This window comes from Streptomyces nodosus, from assembly GCF_008704995.1.
Lineage (GTDB): Bacteria > Actinomycetota > Actinomycetes > Streptomycetales > Streptomycetaceae > Streptomyces > Streptomyces nodosus.
The window spans coordinates 7047838-7072541 of record NZ_CP023747.1 but is presented as its reverse complement, the minus strand read 5'-3'; the positions used below and the strand labels follow the sequence as shown (position 1 = coordinate 7072541).

Here is a 24704-nt window from a genome sequence, read left to right as displayed (position 1 = left end):
ACGACGTCAGCCGGACGAGGTGATCACGGGTACTCCCCGGGGAGTACGTCCGGGTGCCGGCCTGCCGGTCCGGTACCCGACGGCCAGGCGCCTAGGGGAAGACCAGGCCCACACCGTGGGCGAGTTGGGTCACCGCGTGCCGGAAGAAGGCCTCACGGTCCTCCACCACCTTGTTGAACTGCCCGAACACCTCGAAGCCGACCAGTCCGTACAGCTGCGCCCAGGAGGCCACCATGGCGGTGACCACCTCCGGCGGCAGGTCGGGGGCCAGCTCGGCGGCCATACGGCGGGCCTCCGGCTGAAGTTCGGCGGGCACCGGGGTGAGGGCCACTCCGCGCCGCCGGTGTGCGTCGCGCACGATGCCGATCAGCAGGAGCCCCACCCGGGCGGCGGGCGGGACGGTCGTCTCGGGCGCCGCATAGCCGGGCACCGGCGAACCGTAGATCAGCGCGTACTCGTGCGGATGCGCGAGCGCCCAGCGGCGTACGGCCTCGCACACCGCGACCCAGCGCCGGACGGGGGCGACATCGCCGGTCGCGGCGTCGGCGGCCTCGGCGGCCTCGCCCAGGGAGTCGTAGGCGTCGATGATCAGCGCGGTGAGCAGGTCGTCGCGGCTGGGGAAGTAGCGGTAGAGCGCCGAGGACACCATGCCCAGCTCGCGGGCGACGGCGCGCAGCGACAGTCTGGCGGCGCCTTCCGCGGCGAGCTGTCTGCGTGCCTCGTCCTTGATGGCGGCGGTGACTTCGATCCGGGCGCGGGCGCGGGCTCCTCGTGCAGTGCTCATGCGGGCAGTGTCGCACAGGAACGTGAGCGGTGCACGCAAAAGAGAGCGGCGCTCTCAGGAAGGAGCAGCGCTCTCCAGATCGACCGAAGTCGCACCCTGCACCCCGACAGCCCCCTTGCGGAGCAGCGCTCACCACCCCAGGAGCCGGGTTACGGCGACAGCGTCAACCTGAAACGAGAGCGCCGCGCGCCAATGTGAGCACCGCTCTTGCTTTGGATCGCCCCTCACGCCCATACTTGCCTCGGACGAGAGCACTGCTCTCGAAGGAGCACCGCCACGACCACCGGCACGCCACCACACCCCGAAGGAAGTCGCCATGTCCACGCACGTCCAGAAGCCTGGCTGGATCACCGTCCATGTCGTCAACCGGGCCGTGGCCTGGTTGACCCGCCGCGGCATCAGCGTCTGGGGCTCACGGGTCCTGGCGGTCCGGGGCCGTAAGAGCGGCGCCTGGCGCACCACCCCCGTGAACCTGATGACCGTGGACGGACAGCAGTACCTGGTCGCCCCCCGCGGCCACGTCCAGTGGACCCACAACATGCGGGCGGCCGGCGGGGGCGAACTGCATCTCGGCAAGAAGGTGGAGGCGTTCACCGCCACCGAGGTCGCCGACGACGACAAGGTTCCGCTGCTGCGCGCCTATCTGAAGCGGTGGAAGGCCGAGGTCGGCGTCTTCTTCAACGGCGTCGGCCCCGACTCCCCGGACGAGGACCTGCGCCGTGTCGCCCCCGACCACCCGGTCTTCCACATCACCGTCACGAACTGACGCCGTCGTCCGCGGTGCCCGGGTCCAGCGCGGTCAGCCCGCGCTGGACGAACGGCCGGTTCCGCACCATCTCGCCCAGGGACGTGGTCCCCTGGGTGATGTCCTTGAACGCCTTCCAGGCGGGACGGAAACCGGTCAGGGCCGCGTGGAACAGTCCGGGCCTGCGCTCGAAGACCGCCAGCAGCCGCTTGCCGACGCTCATCTCGACGCCCAGCCCCGCCTTGATGGCGAACGCGTAGTTCAGCGCCTGCCTGCGCGTGTCCACCGCGTCGTGGGCCTCCGCGATCCGCACCGCCCACTCCCCCGCGAGCCGTCCCGACCGCAGCGCGAACGAGATCCCCTCACGGGTCCACGGCTCCAGCAGCCCCGCCGCGTCCCCGCACACCAGCACCCGCCCGCGCGACAGGGGCGAGTCGTCGGCGCGGCAGCGGGTCAAGTGCCCGGAAGTGATGCTCGGTTCGAAGCCGGCTAGCCCGAGCCGGGCGATGAAGTCCTCCAAGTACCGCTTGGTGGTGGCACCTTCACCACGGGCGGAGATCACACCGACCGTCAGTGTGTCGCCCTTCGGGAAGACCCAGCCATAGCTGCCCGGCATCGGACCCCAGTCGAGCAGGATCCGGCCCTGCCAGTCCTCGGCGACGGTGTCCGGTACCGGGATCTCCGCCTCCAGGCCCAGATCCACCTGGTCGAGCTTCACCCCGACATGGGCTCCTATCCGGCTGGCGCTGCCGTCCGCGCCCACCACGGCACGCGCCAGCAGTGTCTCCCCGCCCTGCAGCACCACGGCCACGGTGCGCCGGTCCGGCACCGCCGAGCCGTGCTGCTCGACCCGTGAGACCGTCACTCCGGTGCGCAGTTCCGCCCCCGCCTTCTGGGCGTGCTCCACGAGCTGCTGGTCGAACTCGGGCCGGTTGACCAGCCCGAACAGCGTGTGCTTGGAGCGGCGGGTGCGGGTGAAACGCCCGTTGTTGGAGAAGGTGACCGCGCGCACCCGGTCGCGCAGCGGCAGTTCGAAGCCGGGCGGGAGTGAGTCGCGCGAGGGTCCGATGATGCCGCCGCCACAGGTCTTGTAGCGGGGCAGCTCCGCCTTCTCCAGCAACAGCACTCTGCGCCCCGCCACCGCAGCCGCATAGGCGGCAGATGCTCCCGCGGGTCCCGCGCCCACCACGACGACGTCCCACACCCGTTGCACGTCGTCCGCCGAAGAGTTCTCGCTGCTCACGATGGCCTACTGCTCCCGATCCAACCGCCTGCCGCATCTGACTCCCGCATCCTACGGCGACGGCGTCCGAGGTCGCTGTGGGAGGATCGGCAGCGTATGCGCCCTGCACACCAGTACGCGCCTACTCATACACCCGAAGCCGTACCCATCCGTAGAACGCCGGACCCACAAGGAGAGTGCCCATGTCGTCGCGTCCAGTCGCCGAGGCCGTCGCCTCGCTGATGCCCAGAGCGAAGGAGGAACTCACCGAGCTGGTGGCCTTCCGATCGGTGGCGGACTTCGACCAGTTCCCCAGGAGCGAGAGCGAGGGCGCCGCCGGCTGGGTCGCCGACGCGCTGCGCGCCGAGGGGTTCCAGGACGTGGCGCTGCTGGACACCCCCGACGGCACCCAGTCGGTGTACGGCTTCCTGCCCGGCCCCGAGGGGGCGAAGACGGTCCTGCTGTACGCCCACTACGATGTGCAGCCGCCGCTCGACGAGGCCGGCTGGTCCACCCCGCCCTTCGAGCTGACCGAGCGTGACGGCCGCTGGTACGGCCGCGGCAGCGCCGACTGCAAGGGCGGCATCATCATGCATCTGCTCGCGCTGCGCGCGCTGAAGGCGGACGGCGGCGTGCCCGTGCACATCAAGGTCATCGCCGAGGGCTCGGAGGAGCAGGGCACCGGCGGTCTGGAGCGGTACGCCGAGGAGCACCCGGATCTGCTCGAGGCCGACACCATCGTCATCGGCGACGCGGGCAACTTCCGGGCCGGCCTGCCGACGGTCACCGCCACGCTGCGCGGCATGACCCTCGTACGGGTCCAGGTGGACACGCTCGAAGGCAATCTGCACTCGGGCCAGTTCGGCGGGGCCGCGCCCGACGCGCTGGCCGCGCTGGTCCGCGTACTGGACTCGCTGCGGGCCGAGGACGGTTCGACGTCCGTCGACGGGCTGGACTCCGAAGCCCGGTGGGAGGGCGTCGAGTACGCCGAGGAGCAGTTCCGCAAGGACGCCAAGGTGCTCGACGGGGTGGAGCTGATCGGTTCCGGTTCGGTCGCCGACCGGATCTGGGCGCGCCCGGCCGTGACCGTCCTCGGCATCGACTGCCCGCCGGTCGTGGGTGCGACGCCCTCGGTCCAGTCGAGCGCCCGTGCGCTGGTCAGCCTGCGGGTGCCGCCGGGCACGGACGCCGTCGAGGCGACCAAGCTGCTCCGGGCCCATCTGGAGGCGCGCACCCCGTGGGGTGCCCAGGTGCTGACGGAGCAGCTCGGTCAGGGTCAGGCGTTCCGGGCCGACACCACCAGCCCGGCGTACGCGGCGATGGCCGAGGCGATGGCGGTCGCCTACCCGGGCCAGGAGATGCAGTACGCGGGCCAGGGCGGCTCCATCCCACTGTGCAACACCCTGGCGGCGCTCTATCCGCAGGCGGAGGTCCTGCTGATCGGCCTGAGCGAGCCGGAGGCGCAGATCCACGCGGTGAACGAGAGCGTGTCCCCCGAGGAGCTGGAGCGTCTGTCGGTCACGGAGGCACTGTTTCTGCGCAACTACGCGGCGAGCTGAGCAATTCCGCCCGCGGCAAGGGGTCCGTCCACGCCATGACCCCTTGCCGCTCCCGCCCCGGGGCGTGCCCCTGCCGCCCCATGGCACCGCCCCTCGTGGTGCGGGAGCGGAACCCGTCGCGGACATGCTCCGGTATTCGGCCGACAGGCACCGTGCCCGGCGCCGAGAATGGCGGGCGTGCCTCCTGACGCGCGCCTCGCCGCCCACCGCGACATCGGCGACGCCCTCGCCGCGACCGACGATCGCGAACTCGCCGCGCTGGTCGAGTCGGGCACACCACTGGGCACCGGGATCGGCGGGCGCTCCCTGCTGATCGAGGTGGCCGGCAGACGGGTCTTCGTGAAGCGTGTGCCGCTGACGGATGCCGAGCAGCGCCCCGGGAACGTCCGCTCCACCGCGAATCTCTTCCGGGTGCCGGTCGTCTGTCACTACGGCCTCGGCAGTCCCGGCTTCGGGGCCTGGCGTGAGCTGGCGGCACACACGATGACCACCGGCTGGGTGCGGTCCGGGCAGTTCTCCGGCTTCCCGCTGCTGCACCACTGGCGGGTGCTCCCGGACCCGCCGCGGCCGCTCCACGAGGAACTCGCCGATGTGGAACGGGTCGTGGCCTACTGGGGCGGGGCGCCCCAGGTGCGCGAGCGGATCGAGGCGCTGCGCACGGCCTCCGCGAGCGTGACGCTGTTTCTGGAGTATGTGCCGCACCACCTGCACGACTGGCTCGGCGCCCGGCACGCCTCGGGCGACCTCGACGGCGCGCTCGCCCTGGTCCAGCGGCAGCTCATGGCGACCGCCGACTTCCTCCAGGTGCACGAACTCCTGCACTTCGACGCCCACTTCGAGAATGTCCTCACCGACGGGCGGCGCCTCTACCTCGCCGACTTCGGTCTCACGCTCTCCCCCCGTTTCCTGCTGACCTCGGAGGAACGCGCTTTCTACGACCGGCACCACGGCTACGACCACGCGTATATGGCCGCCCAGCTGGTGAACTGGCTGGTGACCGCGCTGTACGGATACCGCGGCGAGGAACGCGACGCGTTTGTGCGGGCCTGTGCCGAGGGGCGGCGCCCGGAGGGTGCCCCGTCGGCCGCCGCCGGGATCATCATGCGTCACGCCCCGCTCACCGCCGTCCGCGCCGGCTTCAGCCACCGCCTCCGCTTCGAGAGCCGGAACGCCTCCTACCCGTACGAGGCACTGCGGGACGCCTACCGGAGGCCGACCGACTCCGTGTAATGACACCAAGGTCGCCCGGTGGCGGACGCTTCGGCTTCCCCTTCGGTCCCCTGCCGCTGGCGGCTCCTCTGTACTGTCAGCCGACCGGTGTGCCCGCCTCCAGATACAGCGCCGCGCCCCGCTCACGGGCCCTGAGCGCCCAGCGGAGCCGTTCATAGCGCACCGGCGGAAGAAGACCGGCCGCCTCGGCCTCGGTGGCGAACCGCCAGCCCCTCAACTCGGGCCCGGGCAGCAGCAGGCGGCCGGTCTCGGTGCTGTCGAGACGGCCGCCGTCGAAGAGCAGTCGCAGTCCGCCGTAGCCGGGGGGCACGGGCGGCTCCCAGTCGACGACCAGGAGCCTGGGGACCTCACCGAGCGTGATCCCGGTCTCCTCGGCGACCTCCCTTATGCCGGCCCGGGCGGGAGCCTCACCGGGTTCCACGACTCCGCCGGGGAACTCCCAGCCCGCCTTGTAGGTGGGATCGACCAGCAGCACCCGGTCCTGCTCGTCGAAGAGCAGCACGCCCGCCGCGACGGTCTCGGCGGTCGGCTCGGGTGTCTGCACGATGTCGCACACCGGCGCGGCCCCGGTGCGTACCGCCTCGGCGATCCGCAGGGCGGCCTCGTGCGGGGTCAGGTCGCCGGTGTCGAGGGGATAGGCGTCGGCGGTGAGCCAGGAGGCGAGGGCGGCGCGATAGGGCTCGATGTGGTCGAAGGCCCACTGGCGGACCCGTATCTCACCGTCCGGGAGGTCGGGCGGAACCTCCCGGTCGGCTATACGCTCGCGCAGGATCGTTTCAGCCGGGGCGAGAAGCACATGACGTACGGGGATGCGCCGGGCCGCGAGGCCGCCGAAGATCTCATCGCGATAGTCCTGGCGCAGCAGGGTCATCGGCACCACGAGGACCCCGCCGAGCTCGGCGAGCATCGCGGCCGCCGTATCGATCACCAGCCGTCGCCAGATCGGGAGATCCTGGAAGTCGCCGACCTCGGCGAGGCATTTCGGCGGCAGTAGATGCGGGAGTGCTCCACCGACGACCTCAGGGTCGAAGAGCGTGCTGTTCGGGATCAGCTCGATCAGTTCCCGCGCGGTCGTGGTCTTCCCCGCGCCGAACGCCCCGTTGATCCAGATGATCACGATTCCCCCTCTTCTGTTGGCCCCCTGTGGCTTGCCCGCTTCACCCTGCCACGGAAACCCGGGCTGATGAACGCGGCACAGAGCCCCCACCGACCACCACTGCCGGGGCCCTGCTCGCCTCTGGTGCGCGACGCCGTGAACAGCGATTCTTTACGCATGATGCTTCCGCCCGTTCAAGAGAGGACCGAGTTGATCGAGGTCGTCCGCATCACCGACCCGATGAGGCACATCGGCGCGAGCGACCTGGTGGGTGACGATGTTGCGATCTGGCAGGCAGCTCAGGTCAGCGACGCCCTGACGTTGATCAGCTCTGCGCCGGACAGTGAACTGCACCGCTGTTTCACCCCGGGCTGGGGTATCCGTGCTCATAGCGCCACCGACCTGCTCTTCCAGATCGCCTTCTGTTTCCACTGCCATGGCGCCCGGCTGTGGGGGCCGGGCGTGCCCGCCGAGTTGGATAGGATCCACGGCTTCGACCCGGACAGCCCTCCGGCCCTTGAACTGCTTCAACGGTTCCGGGGCTCCGCGCCCGGCCGACTGAGAAGGCTCCTCCGACGCAGTTGAGAGGCGTCACGCCTTCCCGCTCGAGATACGGATCACGAGCCGGCCACCTTCAGCACGCGATGCTCGACTTCGACCCGTCGGCCGCGGTCGCGGTCGACTCGGGCGAGGAGTTCCGTAAGTCCACCCGGTCATTTCCGGACCAAGGACCGCGTACCGGCGCCAGCGTCCGCTGAACATGAGCGAGCGGGCCGCCTGGCCCCTCGGGCAGATAATGGGTTGTCGGGACGCAGTCGGAACGCGACACTCGCGATAATGACCCACCGAGCCCGGGACCTGGCCCTCAGTCATTTCCAGTGGATCGACGGCCACGCCGACGTCTGGAAGATCTTCCGAGACCCGGAGGCGCTCACCGGCGTAGTCAGAGGGCTCGCGGCGACATTCGAAGGTGAAGGAATCACCGCTGTCTGCGGCATCGAGTCCCGCGGCTTCCTGCTCGGCGCCGCAGTCGCTGTCGAACTCGGTGTCGGCTTCATTGCCGTGCGCAAGCAGCACGGTCTGTTCCCCGGTGAGAAACTCACCAGGCAGACACCCCCTGACTACCGCCGTCTTCGCCACGAACTCCGCATCCAACGCACCTCGCTCACACCGAGCGACCGAGTGTTGATGGTCGACGACTGGGTCGAGACCGGCAGCCAAGCGCTGAGCGTCAAGGCCATGGTCGAAGAAGTCGGAAGCCACTGGGGCGGCTGTGCCGTGATCGTCGACCAGGCATCCGAAGCATGCCGGCGAACGCTGGACGTGCGCAGCCTGGTCACGGCAGCCGAGCTCCCCGAATGGAACCCGCAGCGGTGAAGAGGGGCATGCCGAGGTCGACCAGCTGGGGGCCGTCGGTGGAGCTCGGTTGAGGCTGGTGAGCTTGGCTATGACGGCGTTGAGACTGACCTGGGGTCTTTCGACCTCACGGAGCCATCCGTTGACGCGGGCCTCGGTGATGCGCTCACGGAGGCTGCCACCGGCTCGCCAACCCGCCTCTCCTCATCGAACACTTAGTGAGCGTTTGGTTCTCCAATGTCTGTTTCATTTTGCCTGGCTGTCACGCCAGTTGGGTGTGGTCTCGTTGGTCAGGCGGCGGGTCATGAGGTTGATGGCGGCCAGTTGGATCATGGCGGCTGATCGGTGGGGGTGGGTTTCGTAGTCGCGGGCCAGGCGGCGGTGGTGCATGAGCCAGCCGAGGGTGCGTTCGATGACCCAGCGGCGTGGCAGGACGTGGAAGCCGCGGACGTTGGGGGCGCGTTGGACGATCTCGAGGTCGATGCCGAGGCGGGCGGCGTGTTCCACGGCTTTGGTCTTGTAGCCGTTGTCGGCCCAGGCTTTGGTGACGGTGGGGTGTTGTTCCGCGACTCTTGCCAGGAGCTGGGTGCCGGCCGCGGAGTCGTGGACGCTTGCGGCGGTGACAGCGACGGCGAGCAGGAGGCCGAGGGTGTCGGTGACGATGTGTCGCTTGCGTCCGATGATTTTCTTGGCCGGGTCGATTCCTTGGCTGGTGAGAGGGACGGTGGCGGAGGTTTTGATGCTCTGGCTGTCGATCAGGCAGGCGCTGGGCTCGCTCGGGCGGCCTTCGGTCTGGCGGACTTTGCTGCGTAACAGGCCGGTGAGCTGGTCGAAGATGCCGTCGGCTTCCCAGTGGGCGAAGTAGCCGTAGACGGTCTGGTGGGGCGGGAAGTCGTGGGGCAGATAGCGCCAGGGGATGCCGGTGCGGTCGACGTAGAGGACGGCGTTCATCAGCGTGCGCAGGTCGTGGGTGGGTTTGCGGATGCCGTTGCGGGCCTGGCGCCAGGCTTCGAGGGTGGGGCGGATGAGTTCCCAACGGGCGTCGGACAGGTCGCTGGGGTAGGGCCGTGAGGGCTGCATGACGTTCTGTGTATGCGGTGGCATTTGGCGTGAGCAGGGCGTGTGCGGGGGTGTCCGGTGCACTGGGGCGTGCGTTCTCAATCTCGCTTGAATCGGTAGGTTTCTAAACGAGACAGGAGTTCTTGTAAGGAACCCGACGCATAGCTGGTCTGCCGATTGTCGCAGAAGCCATTTTTCCGGCGGATCGCTTGGTTGAGTGCTCGGCCTGGCCGCTGATATTCACTATGAACCGGTCGATAAGCGAACCAAACGCTCACTTAGAGGTCGTCTCAACTGGCTTGAGAACTAGGCTGACCGTCGTGATGGCCATGGTAGAGCGGCTGGTGCCGGACGCGTTGTGGGAGTTGTTCCAGCAGGTGGTTCCGGCGGCACCGGTGCGGCGGCAAGGCGGAGGGCGACGTCGTTACGGGGACCGACAGGTGTTGGCTGCCATCGTGTTCGTGGCCAAGACCGGTTGCACGTGGCGGCGGCTGCCGTCGGGCTTCGGGCCGTCCGGGTCGACCGCGCACCGTCGTTTCACCGAGTGGAGCAGAGCTCGAGTGTGGGGCAAGCTGCACCGCCAGGTCCTGGACGAGCTCGGCGCACGGGGCGGACTGGACTGGTCGCGGTGCGCGATCGACTCGGTGAACATGAGGCCCTCAAAGGGGGACCTGACGGGTCCGGATCCCGTAGATCGTGTGGCATGGCTGTCCGGGTGCCGCCGCCTGCATCGCCGCTACGAGCGCAAGGCCGACCATTTCCTGGCATTCTCCGGCATCGCCGCGGCTCTGATCTGCTATCGCAGGCTGACAGCCTGACCAGTGTGACCTCCGAGCTGGGATGATCCTGCTGCAAAGACGACACAACAGCGAGGAACGTCATGACCGATTACTTGCCCGCAGTCATGGCAATGCTCGGCCAGGCCCAGAACCGCTACGCGAACCCATCCGCCTGGGACCGCCTCCACGCAGAACTCGGCATCCGGCTGCCGACCGACTACCAGACCCTCGTGGACGCGTACGCTCCCATCCAGCTCAACGGCCACCTGTCCTTGCCCCACCCCGCGACCACACGCTGGAATCTGGGCGACTGGATACGGGACACGGCCCGTGCCTGGTCCGAGGTTTCCTGGGAGGACCTTGACCCGGACGAGGATCCACGCTTGCTCTTCGGACTCACGGAGTTGAGCTTCGGTACCCGCAACGGACTGTGGCCGATCGCCAGCACCGACCGAGGCGAAACCCTGTTCCTCATGGCTGCGGACGGCATGCTCTCCGGGATCCTGGTCGAAGACGGCGAAGGCGGTTGGGCACAGTACGAGATGAGCTTCGCCGAATGGCTCTACCGCTACCTCGTCGGCGAAGACATGGCCGGCCCCAACACCTCAGCCTTCTATCCCGGCCCGGTACAACTGCGCCGTCTTCCGATGACCGCAGACGAACGGCCAGAGCGCTGGAGCGGGCCTGAGCGCGGCATGTAACCCTGCCTGCCACGACAGTCACAGACGCCCATCACGTCACATGGAAAGCCAAACGGGACGACCACTAAGGCCAGTTGGGGGATGCTCCTCAGCTCGGTGTGTCCCTCAGCAGTCCGGTCAACACCTCCATGGCACGCCTCAGATGACCCTAGGGCGACGCGCCCGCGCTCCTCGCCCTCATCCCCCGGCTCCGCCGGGTCCTCAACATTGCCGACGACAAGGTTCGGGACGCCAGCCGCGCGTAGCCTTGCGACAGTCCAGTCGGTGTCCTCGATGACGTCGTGGAGCAGCCCGGTCACTGGCAACTGCCCACCTCACCCTCGCCGTCTGGGGCACCCTGGCACGATCACCCAACCGCCCCCGAAACAAGGAGCGCCCGAGTGCTCATCAACCCCAGTCGCGTCCCCGCAGGCCTGGTCAATCTCACCAAGACCGCCGCCGTCTCCCTGCACAAACAGGGCCTGGCCGGGCAGAGGGCCGCCGTCTACCTGGTTCTCGACCGGTCCCGCAGCATGAGCCGCTACTACCGTGACGGCTCGGTGCAGCACCTTGCCGAGCAGGCGCTGGGCCTGTCCGCCAATGTGGACGACGACGGGATCGTCCCCACGGTGTTCTTCGACAGCGACGCGCACCCTGCGATCGAGATCAGCGTCGATGACTATCAGGGCAGCATCGACCGCCACCACAAGGCTCTCGGCCGCATGGGCTCCACCAACTATTTCGCGGCCATGGACGAGGTCATCGAGCACTACCTCAACTCCGGCAGCACCGATCCCGCTTTCGTGATTTTCCAGACGGACGGCGGCCCGAACTCCCGGCGTGCCGCGGAGCAGATGCTGTGCAAGGCCGCCCGGCTGCCGCTGTTCTGGCAGTTCGTGGGCTTCGGCCCCGACCGGTTCGACTTCCTCCGCAAGCTCGACAACCTCGAGGTGCCCAAGAAGCGGGTCGTCGACAACGCCGGATTCTTCCCCGTGGGCGACAACCCGAAGCAGATGTCGGACGCCGATCTGTACGACCAGCTCATGGACGAGTTCCCGGACTGGCTGGCCGCAGCACGGGCCGCCGGAATCCTGCAGTGACCGCGCCGCCGGGCCCCCGCCGTCGGGGACTCCGGCGCCACAACACAGGCTTCCCGTCAGCCGTTCTGCCCCAGCGTGCCCTCCTCCACGTCGAGGCCCTCATGGGTGAGGGTGTGATCGACGGCGCCGAGCGTGTCCTTCACCTTCAGATCGCCGAGCCTCTCGTGATCGGCGGCGTGGGACGGACTGACGGCGGCCACCACGAATCCGGTGGCGAGGGACGCAAGGGCGAGAATGCTGCGCTTCTTCATACCTGCTCAACTCCGGAACCGTGCGGGGGTCACGCCCACGGGCGGCGAAGCCACGGACGCGGGTTCGAATCCATGCAGGTGGCACGTCTCCTGAAGTGCCGGTTTCCCGCCGGTCGGCCACCCCCACCCGAGCGCTGAGCGTCCCAAATCATTGCCGACACGGCAGTAGGCTGAAACGGTGGCCCCCTTACCGGAAGACTCACCGCAACTGATCGGCGAAGACGCCCGCGACACGGCCGTGCAGCGCCTGCAGGAGGCGTACGCCGAAGGGCTCATCTCCCATGAGGAGTTGGACGAACGCCTCCACCAGGTGCTCATCGCCAAGGCGCACGGCGAGCTCGTGTCGGCTCTGGCCTCGCTCCCGGCGGAGCACCCGAACACCACGTCAACGATCGCCGCCGCCGGCGGACGGATCCAACGGCGTGGCTTATGGCGGGTACCTCGCCTCCTCAAGGTCGAGTCCGCATTCGGAAGGGTGCATCTGGATCTGTCCCAGGCGATCATCGAGCATCCGGTCGTCGACATAGAGCTGCAACTCGGAACCGGTGGGGCCAGAATCACGGTGCCTCGCGACGCGGTCGTCGACATCGAAGGCGTACGCACCGAGTGGAAGGACCTGCGCTACAGGACCCCGCGGCGTTCCCTCCCCGGCGGGCCGAAGATTCGGATCTCCGGGACCATGGGATTCGGACGATTGAAGATCCGTCACGCCCGGCGCTGAATCTCCATCCGTCACGTCCGCCCCAAGTGTCGCGCACAAGGCCGTCGGGTGGCGGGACATGGCCAGCCGCGCTATCGCACGCGGTAAATCCGGCGACGTCGACAACCGTCCCCGGGATACTGGTCGCTCATGGATGAGGTCAAAGTCGTCGTCGCCCACTCCGAGCGCACGACCCTGCGCGTCGGCGACGTGTTCCTGAAGGTGGACGCCGATCAGGCGCGCATCGACGTCGAGGTCGAGGCGATGGCCCTGGCGCCGGTCCCGACCCCAAAGGTCCTGTGGCGCAAGCCGCCCGTGCTGGCGATCGCCGCGGTCCCGGGGAAGGCGCTGGGCGAGCTCGGCGAGCCGTCGACCGCGTCGCCGGCGGCGTGGGCCGCGGCGGGTGCGGCCATCCGGAAGTTGCACGATGCGCCGTTGCCGCCCTGGCCCGGCCGGCGCCTCGACGATTTGGCGGCGGATCTCGACGGCGAGTGCGAGCGGCTCGTGACCAACGCCGTCCTGCCCGCCGACCTGGTCACCCGCAACCGCCGGGTCGCCGAGGCCGCACTCCGGCCATGGACCCCCGTGTTCACGCACGGCGACCTGCAGATCACTCATGTGTTCGTCGACGATGACGAGATCACGGGCATCATCGACTGGTCCGATGCAGGCCAGGGTGATGCCCTGTTCGACCTTGCCATCCTGACGCTCGGGCATGAGGAGCACCTCGACGACGTCATCGCCGGCTACGGCACCGATGTCGACCTCGAGGTGATCCACGGGTGGTGGTCGTTGCGAAGCCTGCTGGCGGTTCGCTGGCTGGCCGAGCACGGTTTCGACCCGTTCGCGCCGGGCTGTGAGGTCGACGTGCTGAGATCCCGGATGTGAGACCGCGCGGAGCTGGCTCGCGCCCCGTTCGGCCGGCATCAACGGGAACTGGCACACCGTAATCCCGGAGGTCCGGAAGCCTCCTTTGTCAGGAGTCGCAACACGCATCGGACTGGTACCGAGCGCCCGTGCTGGGCCAGCCGCGGTCCATGAAAGGCGGCCGGTCGCGGCGGTCGAAACAGCGCACCAGGAAGTCACAGAAGGTGCCTGCGGTCTCGAACCAGTCGCTGCACTCGCTGCCGACGACGACGCGCCACTCGTCAGGATCCGGCTCGACCGGACGGAAGAAGTACTCACTGCCGTGTTCGTCCGAGCCCCAGGAGATGAGACCTCCGGGATCGGGGTGAAAGGGATACGGATACAGCTCCGGGGCCCCGAGACGTGCACGACGCCAGTCCTCCGACGACCACAACCGGTCCAACTCGGCCTGGCCGGCTACCAGAGGCCGACTCAGCGACAGGTAGCCGTCGATGCTCCCCGGACCGTAGAGGTCCAGGAACGCCTTGTAGTCCGAAGGCAGCTCCACCCCGAGGTAGTCCTCCGACGCCGTCCACAGACGCGCCCTGGCCCGGCCCCACGGCTCCGGTTCGCCGAGCAGCGCTCTCAGGCGACCGAGCGACGACGCCATACCTCCCCGTCCTCCGAACAAGATCTGCCGATGCTGCACCATCTCCTCCTGCCCGGCACCAGTCGCCGTACCCCGGCGGAACGGGTGGGATCGAGAGGACCCCGGGGGCCCGGCGCTACCGTAGCCAAGGTCGACTGCCTGACAGCACCGAAGGAGCATGCTGCATGAAGATCGTAACGTCACAGAAAGTCACAGCGTTCTTGATGTTCGAGGGCAACGCCGAGGAGGCGATGGCCTCCTATGTCTCGCTCTTCGACGACGCCGAGGTCGTCAGCATGACCCGCTATGGCGCCGAGGGTCCCGGCAAGGAAGGAAGCGTGCAGCACGCGACGTTCTCGCTCGCCGGCCAGCAACTCATGTGCATCGACAGCCCGCTGAAGCACGACTTCACCTTCACTCCCGCGATCTCGCTCTTTGTGCAGTGCGAGAACGAGGCCGAAATCGACCGTCTCTACACGGCCCTCGTCGAAGACGGCACGGAGCTCATGCCGCTGGGAAACTACGGCTTCAGCACCAAGTTCGGCTGGATCAACGACCGGTTCGGCGTCTCCTGGCAACTGAACCTGCCCGCGTAGGCCGATCAGCCCGGTCCCCCATCGGCAACGCCGCACCGCGACTCCCTGCGGGCGCCCAGGTCGAGGGACAGCCGTTCAAAGCCACCGCCGCCCGGCCCCGGCGCGGGCTCAGACCCCCGCCGCCAGCGTGCCGGTCCGCTGCCCCAGGGCTGCCGCCGCCGCTCCCACCAGGCCGGCGTCCGTGCCCATCTGGGCCGGGGCGACCTCCAGGTTCCGCACGAAGGAGAGGGTGGCGTAGTCGGCCAGGGCCTTGCGGAGGGGCGCGAGGAGCACCTCTCCCGCCTTGCCCACTCCCCCGCCGATCACCGCGATGTCGATCTCGACGAGCGTCGCGGTCGCGGCGATGCCGGCGGCCAGTGCCTGGGCGGCCCGTGCGAAGGAGGCCACGGCCACCGGATCACCGGCACGGGCGGCGGCGGCCACCGCGGCGGCCGAGGTGTCCCCGTCGGGGCCGGGCAGCCAGCCGCCCTCCAGGGCGCGGCGGGCGATGTTCGGCCCGCTGGCGAGGCGTTCCACACAGCCGCGCGCCCCACAGGGGCAGGAATCGCCGTCCAGGTCGACGCTGATGTGCCCGATATGCCCCGCGTTGCCGGTCGGCCCCGGGTGCAGGCGTCCGCCCAGGACCAGACCGCCGCCGACGCCGGTGGACACCACCATGCACAGCGCGTTGTCATGGCCGCGGGCCGCGCCCTGCCAGTGCTCCGCGGCGGTGATGGCCACTCCGTCGCCGATCAGTTCGACGGGCAGCCCGCCCGTCACGGCCCGGACCCGCCCCACCAGCGGATAGTCCCGCCAGCCCGGTACGTTGACCGGGCTGACCGTCCCCGCGGAGGCGTCCACGGGACCCGCGCTTCCGATGCCGACGGCACCCGTCCGTTCCCAGAGAGGAGAGGACTCCAACTCCGCCATGACGTCCTCCACGGCCCCCATCACGGTGTCGCCGTCCTCCTGGGCGGGCGTCGGACGCTGCGCGCACAGCAGGATCCGGCCGTGGCCGTCCACCAGCCCTCCGGCGATCTTGGTTCCGCCGATGTCGAGCGCGGCCACGAGGTCGGTGTGCATCAGTGTCAGATCTCCCAATGCGTCAAGTCGTACGGGCCCGGCGAACGGTGGCCGCCGCGGTTCGGGTCGCTCCGGCCGGGCACAGACCGAGGGCGCCCCTGGGGGAAGGCGCGGGCCGGAGATTGCGGAGGACAGTCTCCCTTGCATCTGACAACGTTGTCCAGGCTCTATGCTCGACGCCATATCCTCTTACCATCCCGGGACCGCGGCATCCCCGTGGACGACAGGACAGGACTGCGCATCGTGCCCGACACCGCCCGCCCACCCGTGAACCGCTACGGCAACCGTCCCACCATGAAGGATGTGGCAGCACGCGCGGGGGTCGGTCTGAAGACGGTCTCGCGCGTGGTCAACGGCGAGCCCGGGGTCACCCCGGACACCGAGCGCCGGGTCCAGGAGGCCATCGACGCACTGGGGTTCCGCCGCAACGACAGCGCCCGGGTGCTGCGCAAGGGCCGCACCGCCAGCATCGGCCTGGTCCTGGAGGATCTCGCGGACCCGTTCTACGGACCGCTGAGCCGCGCGGTCGAGGAGGTCGCCCGGTCCCACGGTGCCCTGCTGATCAACGGCTCCAGCGCGGAGGATCCGGACCGCGAACAGGAACTGGTACTGGCGCTGTGCGCGCGCCGGGTGGACGGGCTGGTCGTCATCCCGGCGGGCGACGACCACCGCTATCTGGAGCCGGAGCTCAGGGCGGGGGTCGCCACGGTGTTCGTGGACCGTCCCGCCGGCCGGATCGACGCCGATGTGGTGCTCTCGGACAGTTTCGGCGGGGCCCGTGACGGGGTCGCCCACCTCATCGCGCACGGTCACCGCAGGGTCGGATTCATCGGCGACATGCCGCGTATCCACACCGCGGCGGAGCGGCTGCGCGGCTACCGGGCCGCCATGGAGCAGGCGGGCATACCCGTCGAGGACTCCTGGATGTCCCTCGGTGTCACCGATCCCGAGCGGGTGCGGCGGGCCGCCGAGGAGATGCTCTCCGGTCCGGACCCGGTCACGGCGATCTTCGCGGGCAACAACCGTGTGACGGTCACCGTCGTCCGTGTCCTGGCCCGGCACAGCCGCCCGGTCGCCCTGGTCGGCTTCGACGACTTCGAGCTGGCCGATCTCCTCAGACCCGGCGTCACGGTGGTCGCCCAGGACGCCGCCGCCCTCGGGCGCACGGCCGCCGACCGTCTCTTCCGCCAGCTCGACGGCACCCTCCTGGCCCCGGAGCGCGTCCAGTTGCCCACCCGGCTGATCACCCGCGGCTCGGGCGAACTGCCGCCCGCAGTCTGAGGAACCCCTCCGGCCGGACACGCCCGTCGAGCACGGGGGTCCTCGGCCGTACTCGCCGGTCCAGCAGAGGGAATCCCCGGCCGTACGCGCCGGTCGAGCACAGGGAGCCCCCGGCCCAACGCGCCCGTCGAACACAGGGAATCCCCGGCCGAACGCGAGCCGCTGTCCCGGCGACCGCCTCCGGGGCGGACGCGACCGGCCGGTCCCGGGACGGCGAAGGCCCTCATGGCTGGCGCCGGGCAGCGGCAGCCATGAGGGCCTTGTGTTCGGGGGAAGAGGCTCAGCCCTTGCGGATCTTGATCTCCTCGGTGAGCTGCGGGACGACCGCGAAGAGGTCACCCACCACGCCGTAGTCGACCAGGTCGAAGATCGGCGCCTCGGCGTCCTTGTTGATCGCCACGATCGTCTTCGAGGTCTGCATACCCGCGCGGTGCTGGATCGCGCCCGAGATGCCGGCGGCGATGTACAGCTGCGGGGAGACACTCTTGCCGGTCTGGCCGACCTGGCTGGTGTGCGGGTACCAGCCGGCGTCCACGGCGGCGCGCGAGGCGCCGACGGCCGCGCCGAGGGAGTCGGCCAGCGCCTCGATGACCGCGAAGTTCTCCGCGCCGTTGACACCGCGGCCGCCGGAGACCACGATCGCGGCCTCGGTCAGCTCCGGACGGCCCGTCGACTCACGCGGCGTACGCGCGACGACCTTGGTGCCGGTGGCCTGGTCGGAGAAGGTGACCGACAGGGCCTCCACCGTACCCGCGGCCGGAGCGGCCTCCACCGCGGCCGAGTTCGGCTTGACGGTGATGACCGGGGTGCCCTTGACGACCCGGGAGGTGGTGGTGAAGGAGGCGGCGAAGACCGACTGGGTGGCCACCGGACCCTCGTCGCCCGACTCCAGGTCGATGGCGTCGGTGATGATGCCGGAACCGATCCGGACCGCGAGGCGGGCCGCGATCTCCTTGCCCTCGGTGGAGGAGGGCACCAGGACGGCGGCCGGGGACACCTGCCCGTAGGCGGCCTGCAGCGCATCCACCTTCGGCACCACCAGGTAGTCGGCGTACTCGGGGGCGTCATGGGTGAGGACCTTCACCGCGCCGTGCTCGGCGAGCGCCGAGGCGGTGTTCTCCGCGCCGGAACCGACGGCGACGGCGACCGGCTCGCCGATGCGGCGGGCCAGGGTGAGCAGCTCCAGGGTCGGCTTGCGGACGGCGCCGTCCACGTGGTCGACGTAGACGAGAACTTCAGCCATGGAAGTGGATCTCCTTGCGGATTACGAAGTCTGAGGGGCGGTCGGGCTGAGGAGCCTTAGACGAACTTCTGGCTCGCGAGGAACTCGGCGAGCTGCTTGCCGCCCTCGCCCTCGTCCTTGACGATGGTGCCGGCGGTGCGGGCCGGACGCTCGGCCGCGGACTCGACCTTCGTCCAGGCGCCCTCGAGACCGACCTCCTCGGCCTCGATCTCCAGGTCGGACAGGTCCCAGGACTGAACCGGCTTCTTCTTGGCCGCCATGATGCCCTTGAAGGACGGGTAGCGCGCCTCACCCGACTGGTCGGTGACCGAGACGACGGCGGGGAGCTGTGCCTGGAGCTGCTCGGAGGCGGTGTCGCCGTCCCGGCGACCCGTGACGGTGCCGTCCTCGACGGAGAGTTCGGACAGCAGGGTGACCTGCGGGACGCCCAGGCGCTCGGCCAGCAGCGCGGGGACGACGCCGCCGGTGCCGTCGGTGGACGCCATGCCGGAGATCACCAGGTCGTAGCCGGCCTTCTCGATCGCCTTGGCCAGCACCAGCGAGGTGCCGATGATGTCGGTGCCGTGCAGGTCGTCGTCCTCGACGTGGATCGCCTTGTCGGCGCCCATCGAGAGCGCCTTGCGCAGCGCGTCCTTGGCGTCCTCCGGACCCACCGTCAGCACGGTGACCTCGGCGTCGTCCGCCTCGTCGGCGATCTGCAGCGCCTGCTCGACCGCGTACTCGTCGAGCTCGGAGAGCAGACCGTCCACGTCGTCCCGGTCGACGGTCAGGTCATCGGCGAAGCGCCGGTCGCCAGTGGCGTCGGGCACGTACTTCACAGTGACAACGATCCTCAAGCTCACGCCGGCTCTCCTACTGCATCGTCATTTCTGGGCTGCCTTCTTGCAGGCAGCATAGGCGTCCGAAGCCGCTGATCCCGGCCGGGGCGACCCCGCGCTCCGAACGAAATATTACTCGCCAGTACACCCAGTGCCTGCCCACTGAGCAAGCGCTTTGAACTGTGACCTTGGCAACGCTGTGTAACCGGTCCGTGGATTCAGTCGCGAAGCCCGTTGAAGCGTCCCTGGTGGTAGAGCAACGGGCGTCCGGCCCCGCCGGATTCGCCGAGGACCACCTCGGCGACGACGAGATGGTGGTCTCCCGCGGGGATCCGCGCCACCACCCGGCAAACCAGCCAGGCAAGCACCTCGTCCAGGACGGGAACGCCCTCGGGGCCTTCGCTCCAGGCGGTGGGCGCGCCGAAACGATCGGCGCCGCTTCTGGCGAAGGTACCGGCCAGCGCCTCCTGGTGTTCACCGAGTATGTGCACGCCGACATGGTCGGCCTCGGAGATGACGGCCCAACTGGAGGAGCCGGCTCCGATGCCGAACGAGACGAGCGGGGGCTCGGCGGAGACGGAGGTCAGGGAGGTGGCGGTGAATCCGACCGGAGTCCCGTCCCGCTGGGCGGTGATCACGGCGACTCCCGCCGCATGGCGCCGGAAGACGGAGCGCAGCAGCTCCGGGGAGCCGAGCCGGAACGCGGCGAGGTCGGGCGTGGCCGTCATGGAGTCGTCCTTCTCACGAGGTGACGTGGGGCCCCCTCGGGTACGAGTCTGCGAAGGGGGAGGGTCCGTGGCTGCTCAGCTCGACGGACAGCGGGCACTCGCGGTGCGGGCCAGGGCCACCGGGACATGCTCGACGAGAAGGACTTCAAGGGGCATACAGTCAGACTGACGATACGTGCCGTGTGCAGTCAAGTGCGTCCGGGCATCTGGGAGATGCATCACCCGCTGTCGCACCGTCATCTCGTCGGTCATCGGAAGGACCCGGTCACCGGGCCGAGGCGGCGTCAGAGGGCGTCACCGAGCGCAGCGATCACATCCGCCGTACGGGGCTGCCCCGCCGCCCGCCGCACGATCCGCCCGTCGGCGTCCAGGACGAGCACGGTGGGCGTCTTGAGGATGCCGAGCGTGCGCACGAGTTCGAGTCGCTGTTCGGCGTCGATCTCCACATGGGCGACGCCGGGCACCATGCGTGCCACCTCCGCGAGGACGCGCCGGGTCGCCCGGCAGGGGGCGCAGAAGGCACTGGAGAACTGGACCAGCGTGGCCCGCTCGCCGAGCCCCTGGCCCAACTCCGCGGCGCCGAGCCGTCGTCCGTCGTCCCTGCCGTGCACTCTTGTTCTCCCGCTCCGCCGCCGGTGCGGCATCCGTATCCGCCCGGCCTCGTCGGCACGGGCATGTCCCTCCGCGCCACCGGCCCGGCCGTCCTCCTGGGCAGCGTTCACAGGGGCTCGAACATTCCCGCGTGCGCGCGGTACCGCGGCCGGACCCGCACCCCCGTGCCGCGGAACGCCCGATGTAATGGTGCACGCGGGTGACGTGACGAGGATCTCGCCGCTCACCGGCACCAGGACTGGCCCCCCGTCCGTTCTTGGGGCACGATCTGCGACATGCCGTGAAACCTACGGCAGCGTAACTTCGTGTCTTCCCGCCGGGAATGCTTTCCCAGGCCGAGAGAAGGGCCTGTCCCGCCCATGGCTGAGCTTGTGTACCGTCCCGTCGTCGGTCTCGCCCTCACGATGTTCAAGGCATGGGATCTGAAGATCGACTGCAAGGGGTCGGAGAACATCCCGCGCTCGGGCGGTGCGGTGCTGGTGAGCAATCACATCAGCTATCTGGACTTCATCTTCAACGGCCTGGCGGCGCTCCCCCAGAAGCGTCTGGTCCGCTTCATGGCGAAGGAGGCCGTCTTCCGGCACAAGGTGTCCGGGCCGCTGATGCGTGCCATGAAGCACATCCCGGTGGACCGCAGGCAGGGCGAGGCCGCCTATGCGCACGCGCTGGACTCACTGAGGTCGGGCGAGATCGTCGGGGTCTTCCCCGAGGCCACGATCTCGCAGTCGTTCACCCTGAAGAGCTTCAAGTCGGGGGCCGCGCGGCTGGCCCAGGAGGCGGGCGTCCCGCTGGTCCCCATGGCGGTGTGGGGCACCCAGCGGCTGTGGACCAAGGGGCATCCGCGCAACTTCCGGCGCAGCCACACCCCGATCACGATCCGGGTCGGCGAGGCGGTGGAGGCGACGCGCGACACCTATGCGGGCGCGCTCACCCGCCAGTTGCGCGAGCGGGTCCAGGATCTGCTGGAGGCCGCACAGCGCGCCTACCCCGCCCGGCCCAAGGGGCCGGACGACACCTGGTGGATGCCCGCCCACCTCGGCGGGACGGCGCCGACCCCGGAACAACTGCGCGCCGCCGAGGCGCACTGAGGCCCGTCAGGCGGGTGCGTGGACGGCGATCCGCGCTCCGGGGCTGAACTTCTCCAGCAGTTCGGAGAGTTCGACGCCGGCCCGCTCCAGGTCGGCCACCGGCATCGGGGCCAGTCCCTCCAGCAGGAAGATCGCCGAGGTGGACTCCTCGGTGAGCCGGGTGCGCGGCCCCTGCCGCCAGTTCCAGCGGCGGCAGGTGACACCGGCCTCGTCGCGCCAGACCACCTCGCCGGCATCGGGGTGCTCGACGGCCTGCTCGCCGCCCGCCACGGTCATGAACTCCTCGTCGCCGGTGGCCCGAACCAGGCGCATGGCCCCCTGGACCAGGTCGAGATCCTCGCCGCCGACCGGGATCAGATGGGCGACGCTGATGGCGTTGTAGACGTCGACGAGCACATTGATCCGGGGCAGACCGCCGTCCGACAGTGCCCTTCTCGCCAGCCCCTCGGCCGAGTTGCGGGTGCGGGACGGCTTGGACCCGAAGGCGGTGTACAGCGCACGCCAGGCCGCCATGTGCGGGTCCTCGTGCGGGGCGCGCCCGTCCAGGCGTGCCGCCAGCCGGCGGGCCGCGTCGTCGAGCAGGGCCGAGGTGCCTTCGGTGCTGGGGCCGTTGACGAGCCCATGGGCCTCGATCGCGACATGGGTGAAGCCGGGCGCGAGGGTGCGCACCTCGTCGGACACGGTCAGGGTGAGGGTCATCGCCTGCCTCAAAGTGCGGTGGGGAGCGTCTTCCAGAGAGCCGGACGGTCGGGCGCGGCCCTGAGGGCGCTCAGCACGGCCGGATGAGGTTCATCATACAGGACTGGATAGTCCACCTCATTGAACTTCCTGTCGGGGACCCAGGCCAGCCGCTCACCGTCGAGGGAGAAGCGGGCGTCGACACCCGGTTTGTTGCCACGGGGATCCTGTCGGTGCCAGGAGCCGTGGAACCGCACGGCCACCAGACCGTGCACGGCATGACCGTCGCCGTCGTCATGCATCAGCCGCTGATAGCACAGCGCGGTCGGGATGTCCTCGGCGCGCAGCAGGGCGGCCAGGGCGTGCGCCTTGGCGTGGCAGATGCCGGTGCGCAGCTCGATGACGTCGGAGGCACGCCAGGTGACGCGTGGATCGCCACTGTCGGCGGAGTGCGCGAGGGAGTCACGGACGAACTCATAGGCGGCCTGCGCATAGGCATACGAGTCCGCCGCCTGGCGGGCGAGGCGTGCGGCCGCCTCCCGCACCACCGGATGATGGTGGTCGATGGCGTCATCGGCGGCCAGATAGGCGGAGAGGTCCGGGTTCCGCTGGATCAGTTCCATGCCCGCAGAGCATAGGAACGCGGCCGACCGCCAGTCAATGACTTTTCGGTCGACCGCATATCTATGCAGAGAGGTGGGGTGCTCGGGGGTGCCCCTATCGGGCCATCTCCTCCTTGAGGGCCGCCACGAACCGGTCCACGTCGTCCTCGGTCGTGTCGTAGGCGCACATCCAGCGGACGTCGCCGGCGGCCTCGTCCCAGAAGTAGAAGCGGAAGCGCTTCTGCAGGCGCTCGCTCACGTCGTGCGGAAGACGCGCGAAGACGGCGTTGGCCTGCACCGGGTAGAGGATCTCCACCCCGTGGACCGCGCGGACGCCCTCCGCCAGCCGCTGCGCCATCTCGTTGGAGTGGCGGGCGTTGCGCAGCCAGAGGTCCTTGGCGAGCAGGGCCTCCAGTTGCACCGACACAAAGCGCATCTTCGAGGCGAGCTGCATGGACAGCTTGCGCAGATGCTTCATACGGCCGACGGCGTCCTGGTTGATGACGACGACCGCCTCGCCGTACAGCGCGCCGTTCTTCGTCCCGCCCAGGGAGAGGATGTCCACGCCGACCGCGTTGGTGAACGTCCGCATCGGCACGTTCAGGGCGGCGGCCGCGTTGGCTATCCGGGAGCCGTCCAGGTGCACCCTCATCCCGTGCGCATGGGCGTGCTCGCAGATCGCGCGGATCTCCTCGGGCGTGTAGAGGGTGCCCAGCTCGGTGCTCTGGGTGATCGAGACCACCTGCGGCATCGCGCGGTGCTCGTCCTCCCAGCCGTACGCCTGCCGGTCGATCAGCTCGGGGGTGAGCTTGCCGTCCGGGGTGGGCACGGTGAGCAGTTTCAGACCGCCCATGCGTTCGGGGGCGCCGCCCTCGTCGACGTTGATGTGGGCGCTCTCGGCGCAGATCACCGCGCCCCAGCGGTCGGTGACCGCCTGGAGCGCGACGACGTTCGCCCCGGTGCCGTTGAAGACCGGGAATGCCTCCGCCGTGGCACCGAAGTGGCCCCGGATGATGCCCTGGAGGTTGTGGGTGTACGCGTCCTCGCCATAGGCGACCTGGTGCCCGCCGTTGGCCACGGCCAGCGCGGCGAGCACCTCCGGGTGGACCCCGGCGTAGTTGTCGCTCGCGAAACCGCGGACCTGCGGGTCGTGATGACGACGCGCGTCGGTCTTGGGAGGGTTCACGGCCTCTCGGTGAGCCACAGACGGTTTCCGTTCACTTCGGCGGCGGGCTTCTCCCAGACCCCGGCGATGGCCTCGGCCAGGTCCCGGACATCGGTGAAGCCCGCGAACTTCGCGTTGGGGCGTTCGGCGCGCATCGCCTCGTGCACCAGTGCCTTCACGATCAGGATCGTAGCCGCAGAGGTCGGACCGCCCTCACCCGCCGTCTTGCGGAAGCCGTCGGCCATGGCCAGCGTCCAGGCCTCGGCGGCGGCCTTCGCCGCCGCGTAGGCCGCGTTGCCCGCGGCCGGCTTGGCCGCGCCGGCGGCGCTGATCAGTACATAACGGCCGCGGTCGCTGCGCTGGAGCGCGTCGAAGAAGGCGAGCGAGGTGTGCTGCACGGTGCGGATCAGCAGCTTCTCCAGCAGATCCCAGTCGTCGATGCCGGTGCGGGTGAAGGCGGTGCCGCCACGCCAGCCGCCGACGAGGTGGACCAGTCCGTCCACCCGGCCGAAGTCCCGCTCGATATGGGCGGCCCAGTCCCGGACCGACTGGAGGTCGAGCAGGTCGGCCTTCTCTCCGACGACGGTGGCGCCGCCGTGGGCGTAGCGCGCCGCGTCCACGGCCTCCGCCAGCCGCTCCGGGTTGTTGTCGGAACCGACGACGACGGCCCCGGCGTCCGCGAGCCGCTCCAGTGTCGCCCGGCCCGCGGGTCCTCCCGCGCCGGCCACGGCGATCACCGCGCCGCTCAATGGCCCGTTCCCATTGCCCATCTTCG

Annotated in this window: 28 protein-coding genes; 13 read left to right on the top strand and 15 right to left on the bottom strand. The window is 69.6% G+C overall.

The features are described from left to right. Positions 1-91: 91 nt before the first annotated feature. Entirely contained in the window at positions 92-784 is a 693-nt protein-coding gene (locus CP978_RS31505) for a TetR/AcrR family transcriptional regulator (RefSeq protein WP_043449995.1), read from the bottom strand. A gap of 316 nt (positions 785-1100) precedes the next feature. Between CP978_RS31505 and CP978_RS31500 the strand changes: the two genes are divergently transcribed. Further along, a complete protein-coding gene (locus tag CP978_RS31500) occupies positions 1101-1550 on the top strand; it encodes a nitroreductase family deazaflavin-dependent oxidoreductase (protein WP_043446570.1) in 450 nt (149 codons plus the stop codon). On the opposite strand, the gene CP978_RS31495 is transcribed toward CP978_RS31500, so the two are convergent. Next, positions 1540-2772: a geranylgeranyl reductase family protein gene (locus tag CP978_RS31495; protein WP_043446568.1), complete on the bottom strand. Its 1233-nt coding sequence runs from the start codon at positions 2770-2772 to the stop codon at positions 1540-1542. The two genes, CP978_RS31500 and CP978_RS31495, sit on opposite strands and share 11 nt — an antisense overlap. Before the next feature lie 182 nt (positions 2773-2954). Here CP978_RS31495 and CP978_RS31490 point away from each other — a divergent pair, with 182 nt between their 5' ends. Then, positions 2955-4310 (top strand): dipeptidase, encoded by a 1356-nt coding sequence (locus tag CP978_RS31490; protein ID WP_043446565.1) that lies wholly within the window; start codon positions 2955-2957, stop codon positions 4308-4310. Between the two features lie 177 nt (positions 4311-4487). Continuing rightward, positions 4488-5540 (top strand): protein kinase family protein, encoded by a 1053-nt coding sequence (locus CP978_RS31485; RefSeq protein WP_107070584.1) that lies wholly within the window; start codon positions 4488-4490, stop codon positions 5538-5540. A 76-nt stretch (positions 5541-5616) separates the two neighbouring features. Here the strand turns inward: CP978_RS31485 and CP978_RS31480 are convergent, their stop codons facing one another. Beyond that, positions 5617-6660, bottom strand: coding sequence for an NUDIX hydrolase (locus CP978_RS31480; RefSeq protein ID WP_043449992.1), 1044 nt, complete (start codon positions 6658-6660; stop codon positions 5617-5619). Positions 6661-6780: 120 nt separating this feature from the next. Here CP978_RS31480 and CP978_RS31475 point away from each other — a divergent pair, with 120 nt between their 5' ends. Together CP978_RS31475 and CP978_RS31470 are read left to right on the top strand one after the other, a co-directional pair. After that, positions 6781-7221, top strand: coding sequence for a hypothetical protein (locus tag CP978_RS31475; protein WP_144401521.1), 441 nt, complete (start codon positions 6781-6783; stop codon positions 7219-7221). A 252-nt stretch (positions 7222-7473) separates the two neighbouring features. After that, on the top strand, positions 7474-8013 hold the full coding sequence (locus CP978_RS31470) for a phosphoribosyltransferase family protein (protein WP_052454409.1): 540 nt from the start codon (positions 7474-7476) through the stop codon (positions 8011-8013). A gap of 225 nt (positions 8014-8238) precedes the next feature. Here CP978_RS31470 and CP978_RS31465 read toward each other — a convergent pair whose 3' ends face one another. Beyond that, a complete protein-coding gene (locus CP978_RS31465; protein ID WP_043446558.1) occupies positions 8239-9072 on the bottom strand; it encodes an IS5 family transposase in 834 nt (277 codons plus the stop codon). A 302-nt stretch (positions 9073-9374) separates the two neighbouring features. Here CP978_RS31465 and CP978_RS31460 point away from each other — a divergent pair, with 302 nt between their 5' ends. From CP978_RS31460 to CP978_RS31445, 3 genes are all read left to right on the top strand, one after another. Then, positions 9375-9869, top strand: coding sequence for an IS5/IS1182 family transposase (locus CP978_RS31460; RefSeq protein ID WP_043446557.1), 495 nt, complete (start codon positions 9375-9377; stop codon positions 9867-9869). Positions 9870-9931: 62 nt separating this feature from the next. Then, positions 9932-10531 (top strand): SMI1/KNR4 family protein, encoded by a 600-nt coding sequence (locus CP978_RS31455; RefSeq protein ID WP_043446554.1) that lies wholly within the window; start codon positions 9932-9934, stop codon positions 10529-10531. Between the two features lie 380 nt (positions 10532-10911). Continuing rightward, positions 10912-11610, top strand: a complete 699-nt coding sequence (locus tag CP978_RS31445) for a vWA domain-containing protein (protein ID WP_043446551.1) — start codon at positions 10912-10914, stop codon at positions 11608-11610. Positions 11611-11666: 56 nt separating this feature from the next. Here CP978_RS31445 and CP978_RS31440 read toward each other — a convergent pair whose 3' ends face one another. After that, positions 11667-11861, bottom strand: coding sequence for a hypothetical protein (locus CP978_RS31440; RefSeq protein ID WP_043446549.1), 195 nt, complete (start codon positions 11859-11861; stop codon positions 11667-11669). 178 nt (positions 11862-12039) lie between these two features. On the opposite strand from CP978_RS31440, the gene CP978_RS31435 reads away from it, so the two are divergent. Together CP978_RS31435 and CP978_RS31430 are read left to right on the top strand one after the other, a co-directional pair. Then, positions 12040-12582: a DUF1707 SHOCT-like domain-containing protein gene (locus tag CP978_RS31435; protein ID WP_150478343.1), complete on the top strand. Its 543-nt coding sequence runs from the start codon at positions 12040-12042 to the stop codon at positions 12580-12582. Positions 12583-12711: 129 nt separating this feature from the next. After that, a complete protein-coding gene (locus CP978_RS31430) occupies positions 12712-13449 on the top strand; it encodes a phosphotransferase family protein (protein ID WP_043446546.1) in 738 nt (245 codons plus the stop codon). 88 nt (positions 13450-13537) lie between these two features. Here the strand turns inward: CP978_RS31430 and CP978_RS31425 are convergent, their stop codons facing one another. Beyond that, complete coding sequence (locus CP978_RS31425) at positions 13538-14077, bottom strand: SMI1/KNR4 family protein (protein WP_144401520.1); 540 nt, start codon at positions 14075-14077, stop codon at positions 13538-13540. A gap of 164 nt (positions 14078-14241) precedes the next feature. Here CP978_RS31425 and CP978_RS31420 point away from each other — a divergent pair, with 164 nt between their 5' ends. Continuing rightward, positions 14242-14652 (top strand): VOC family protein, encoded by a 411-nt coding sequence (locus CP978_RS31420; RefSeq protein ID WP_043446543.1) that lies wholly within the window; start codon positions 14242-14244, stop codon positions 14650-14652. A gap of 108 nt (positions 14653-14760) precedes the next feature. Here the strand turns inward: CP978_RS31420 and CP978_RS31415 are convergent, their stop codons facing one another. Further along, entirely contained in the window at positions 14761-15714 is a 954-nt protein-coding gene (locus tag CP978_RS31415) for an ROK family protein (protein ID WP_043446540.1), read from the bottom strand. Positions 15715-15930: 216 nt separating this feature from the next. Here CP978_RS31415 and CP978_RS31410 point away from each other — a divergent pair, with 216 nt between their 5' ends. After that, positions 15931-16995 carry a LacI family DNA-binding transcriptional regulator gene (locus CP978_RS31410; RefSeq protein ID WP_043446537.1) on the top strand — a complete coding sequence of 355 codons (1065 nt, stop codon included), beginning with the start codon at positions 15931-15933 and terminating at the stop codon, positions 16993-16995. A gap of 280 nt (positions 16996-17275) precedes the next feature. Here the strand turns inward: CP978_RS31410 and CP978_RS31405 are convergent, their stop codons facing one another. From CP978_RS31405 to CP978_RS31390, 4 genes are all read right to left on the bottom strand, one after another. Next, on the bottom strand, positions 17276-18238 hold the full coding sequence (locus CP978_RS31405; protein ID WP_043446534.1) for an electron transfer flavoprotein subunit alpha/FixB family protein: 963 nt from the start codon (positions 18236-18238) through the stop codon (positions 17276-17278). A 56-nt stretch (positions 18239-18294) separates the two neighbouring features. Beyond that, on the bottom strand, positions 18295-19080 hold the full coding sequence (locus CP978_RS31400) for an electron transfer flavoprotein subunit beta/FixA family protein (RefSeq protein WP_043446532.1): 786 nt from the start codon (positions 19078-19080) through the stop codon (positions 18295-18297). A gap of 194 nt (positions 19081-19274) precedes the next feature. Next, complete coding sequence (locus CP978_RS31395) at positions 19275-19784, bottom strand: flavin reductase family protein (protein WP_043446529.1); 510 nt, start codon at positions 19782-19784, stop codon at positions 19275-19277. Positions 19785-20068: 284 nt separating this feature from the next. Beyond that, positions 20069-20428 carry a TlpA family protein disulfide reductase gene (locus CP978_RS31390; protein WP_079162591.1) on the bottom strand — a complete coding sequence of 120 codons (360 nt, stop codon included), beginning with the start codon at positions 20426-20428 and terminating at the stop codon, positions 20069-20071. 327 nt (positions 20429-20755) lie between these two features. On the opposite strand from CP978_RS31390, the gene CP978_RS31385 reads away from it, so the two are divergent. Then, positions 20756-21484, top strand: a complete 729-nt coding sequence (locus tag CP978_RS31385; RefSeq protein ID WP_043446522.1) for a lysophospholipid acyltransferase family protein — start codon at positions 20756-20758, stop codon at positions 21482-21484. A 6-nt stretch (positions 21485-21490) separates the two neighbouring features. On the opposite strand, the gene CP978_RS31380 is transcribed toward CP978_RS31385, so the two are convergent. The 4 genes from CP978_RS31380 to CP978_RS31365 all read right to left on the bottom strand — a co-directional run bounded on the left by CP978_RS31380 (position 21491) and on the right by CP978_RS31365 (position 24699). Next, positions 21491-22183: a B3/B4 domain-containing protein gene (locus tag CP978_RS31380; protein WP_043446518.1), complete on the bottom strand. Its 693-nt coding sequence runs from the start codon at positions 22181-22183 to the stop codon at positions 21491-21493. A gap of 8 nt (positions 22184-22191) precedes the next feature. Beyond that, positions 22192-22785, bottom strand: a complete 594-nt coding sequence (locus CP978_RS31375; protein WP_043446515.1) for a transglutaminase domain-containing protein — start codon at positions 22783-22785, stop codon at positions 22192-22194. Between the two features lie 94 nt (positions 22786-22879). Next, the gene (locus tag CP978_RS31370) at positions 22880-23950 is read right to left on the bottom strand and encodes a threonine aldolase family protein (protein ID WP_043446512.1); all 1071 of its coding nucleotides are present in this window, start codon (positions 23948-23950) and stop codon (positions 22880-22882) included. Continuing rightward, entirely contained in the window at positions 23947-24699 is a 753-nt protein-coding gene (locus CP978_RS31365; protein ID WP_043449985.1) for an SDR family NAD(P)-dependent oxidoreductase, read from the bottom strand. Before CP978_RS31365 ends, CP978_RS31370 begins: the two co-directional genes overlap by 4 nt. Positions 24700-24704: the final 5 nt, after the last annotated feature.

Coding starts and splice junctions, on each gene's coding strand:
- CP978_RS31505 (WP_043449995.1), bottom strand. CDS start 784: ATGAGCACTGCACGAGGAGCCCGCGCCCGCGCCCGGATCGAAGTCACC.
- CP978_RS31500 (WP_043446570.1), top strand. CDS start 1,101: ATGTCCACGCACGTCCAGAAGCCTGGCTGGATCACCGTCCATGTCGTC.
- CP978_RS31490 (WP_043446565.1), top strand. CDS start 2,955: ATGTCGTCGCGTCCAGTCGCCGAGGCCGTCGCCTCGCTGATGCCCAGA.
- CP978_RS31470 (WP_052454409.1), top strand. CDS start 7,474: ATGACCCACCGAGCCCGGGACCTGGCCCTCAGTCATTTCCAGTGGATC.
- CP978_RS31465 (WP_043446558.1), bottom strand. CDS start 9,072: ATGCAGCCCTCACGGCCCTACCCCAGCGACCTGTCCGACGCCCGTTGG.
- CP978_RS31460 (WP_043446557.1), top strand. CDS start 9,375: ATGGCCATGGTAGAGCGGCTGGTGCCGGACGCGTTGTGGGAGTTGTTC.
- CP978_RS31455 (WP_043446554.1), top strand. CDS start 9,932: ATGACCGATTACTTGCCCGCAGTCATGGCAATGCTCGGCCAGGCCCAG.
- CP978_RS31440 (WP_043446549.1), bottom strand. CDS start 11,861: ATGAAGAAGCGCAGCATTCTCGCCCTTGCGTCCCTCGCCACCGGATTC.
- CP978_RS31430 (WP_043446546.1), top strand. CDS start 12,712: ATGGATGAGGTCAAAGTCGTCGTCGCCCACTCCGAGCGCACGACCCTG.
- CP978_RS31425 (WP_144401520.1), bottom strand. CDS start 14,077: ATGGCGTCGTCGCTCGGTCGCCTGAGAGCGCTGCTCGGCGAACCGGAG.
- CP978_RS31420 (WP_043446543.1), top strand. CDS start 14,242: ATGAAGATCGTAACGTCACAGAAAGTCACAGCGTTCTTGATGTTCGAG.
- CP978_RS31415 (WP_043446540.1), bottom strand. CDS start 15,714: ATGCACACCGACCTCGTGGCCGCGCTCGACATCGGCGGAACCAAGATC.
- CP978_RS31405 (WP_043446534.1), bottom strand. CDS start 18,238: ATGGCTGAAGTTCTCGTCTACGTCGACCACGTGGACGGCGCCGTCCGC.
- CP978_RS31395 (WP_043446529.1), bottom strand. CDS start 19,784: ATGACGGCCACGCCCGACCTCGCCGCGTTCCGGCTCGGCTCCCCGGAG.
- CP978_RS31390 (WP_079162591.1), bottom strand. CDS start 20,428: ATGCCGCACCGGCGGCGGAGCGGGAGAACAAGAGTGCACGGCAGGGAC.
- CP978_RS31385 (WP_043446522.1), top strand. CDS start 20,756: ATGGCTGAGCTTGTGTACCGTCCCGTCGTCGGTCTCGCCCTCACGATG.
- CP978_RS31380 (WP_043446518.1), bottom strand. CDS start 22,183: ATGACCCTCACCCTGACCGTGTCCGACGAGGTGCGCACCCTCGCGCCC.
- CP978_RS31375 (WP_043446515.1), bottom strand. CDS start 22,785: ATGGAACTGATCCAGCGGAACCCGGACCTCTCCGCCTATCTGGCCGCC.
- CP978_RS31365 (WP_043449985.1), bottom strand. CDS start 24,699: ATGGGCAATGGGAACGGGCCATTGAGCGGCGCGGTGATCGCCGTGGCC.